This is a genomic window from Synechococcus sp. R70.1, from assembly GCF_047461675.1.
Classification (GTDB): Bacteria; Cyanobacteriota; Cyanobacteriia; order Thermostichales; family Thermostichaceae; genus Thermostichus.
The window spans coordinates 1-1,779 of sequence record NZ_JANSHR010000007.1 but is presented as its reverse complement, the minus strand read 5'-3'; the positions used below and the strand labels follow the sequence as shown (position 1 = coordinate 1,779).

General features: G+C 60.3%; 2 protein-coding genes and 1 pseudogene. All 3 read right to left on the bottom strand.

The window, feature by feature from the left end; genetic code table 11:
• Positions 1 to 170, bottom strand: a 170-nt coding sequence (locus NW807_RS00670) for a PilW family protein (protein ID WP_414425000.1), incomplete at its 3' end; no start/stop codon positions are given.
• Between the two features lie 70 nt (positions 171 to 240).
• On the bottom strand, positions 241 to 966 hold the full coding sequence (locus NW807_RS00665) for a prepilin-type N-terminal cleavage/methylation domain-containing protein (RefSeq protein ID WP_414424999.1): 726 nt from the start codon (positions 964 to 966) through the stop codon (positions 241 to 243).
• Positions 967 to 1,023: 57 nt separating this feature from the next.
• A pseudogene (locus tag NW807_RS00660) lies at positions 1,024 to 1,779 on the bottom strand (type II secretion system protein); the annotation flags it as partial.

Sequence of the window (1,779 nt, the reverse complement as noted above, 5' to 3'; positions counted from 1 at the left end):
TGGGTCAGCTCCGCCTGCACCTGGGTGCGGCCCGTCTCTTCCCGATCCAGCCGCATCGTCTCGATGACAATCATCGCGGTGGCCAGCAGAAAGATCGAGGCTACCACCAGCGACACCAAAAGCTCGATGAGGGTAAACCCTCTGCTGGCTTGGCGGCGAAAGATCAACACAGGCCAACACCTCCATCTTTCAACAGGTTTTGCAGGAAGGAACTTAGGCTCTACCTCAGGGTACAGCAGGTCAGTTAGGCAAGGGGAAAGCCCGGCACCTCTGGTTGGGATTCTCGCCTCTGGCAATGGCTATCTGCCGGCAAACATCTCCCAAGTTGGCAGCAGGGTTAACTTCTACAAAGGAGGTGGCTAGTGGAAAGAGCCAGACATTGGCATTGGCCAAGTTCTGGTTAGCCGAAACCACCTCCGCCCTCAAGCCAGGCAGCGCTCGGCGAGTGTTTGGATCAAAAGAAAAGCGGTGGTAAACCCTCACCCCCATGCGAAAGCTGCAGGGCACCCCCTCAATGACCCTGTTTTCACGGCGGTCGATGCAAGGTGCCCCTGCGTCGCGGAAGGTTTGGATGACGTATTCTTCGGGGTTACGCCCCGGCACTTGGACCCGAGCCACGCGAATGGAATAGTTGTTCCCATCTGTGTCCATATCGGTAGGAGGTGGGGTATTTGCCAGCGGGTTGGCTCCCACCCTGGGCAGACGGGCCAGTTGAGCCCGATCCTGAAAAGCGCGAGGGTTGGCAGCCAGCTCGATATCCACCAGAGTGCGGATGCGGTCTACCTCTTCCTGGGCTAGGCGGTTGGCCAGCTCCACCCGCTCGCTCATGGCACGCCGGTAGGCAATCACCGTGAGGGTAGGGGCCAGGGCAGCCATGGCCAGGGCCACGAGGACGACCGAAGCCAAGACTTCAATGAGGGTGAAACCCTCCGCTTGGTGTTGCTGCCAAAGCCGCCACTTGTTCATGGATCCCTCCCTCTTCTGCCCCTACCCTAAATCTGCCCCTGACCGGCCAGGTCAGTATCAGTTAAACTCCTCGCAGCCACCAATCCGGGCAGACGGATCCAACTGCACACCCGGCTGATCCTGGAGTGCGCAGCGCAGCCGCCGCACGTACGGATCTTGTGGATCTAGCTCCCGCAAGAACTCGGTGCGCGTGTTGGAGGGGAATTGGAAGCGAGCCGACACAGGGCCGGGGCGGCGGGCAATTTGCAAGCCCACGTCATAGCCGAAGCGGCGATTGGGTGGGTAGTAGTAGTCGAAGCCCCGCACAAAGGTTGGATCTGACACTAGGCTGGGCGGCTCGAAGCTGTGCTGCAGGAAGGGGCCAGTGGCGTAGGTGCTGTAGTTGAGCTGGATCATCGAGCCGCTGAAAAAGAGGTTGACATCTCTCCACAGCTCGTTGAGCCGCAGGAAGTTGTGCATGCCGCCGGCAGTTTGATGCAGCCGCGAGGGCAGGGTACCGCTGATGGCAGTGGCGTTCACCCGCGTTTCCCTAGCTGGCTGCAGTTGATGGTTGTTTTCGCCAGTGTCGTTGCGGCGGCGCTGGTTTACATCCGCTGAGGCCAGCTCTTGGAAGCCGGGAATGGGAATGGGCCGCCGGGTCACCTCGTCTAGGATCACCCCCAGCACCGGGTTTTCGCCGGCAAAGCCAGTGGGAGCCTTGTTCAGGTCCAGGGTGAACGGCTCCACATCCACCCAGACCAGGCCATCGCCATCGCCGCCGTTACGGTCGATCTGAACCTGGATGGTGTTGCCGTTGGGCTTGACGTAGAAGCA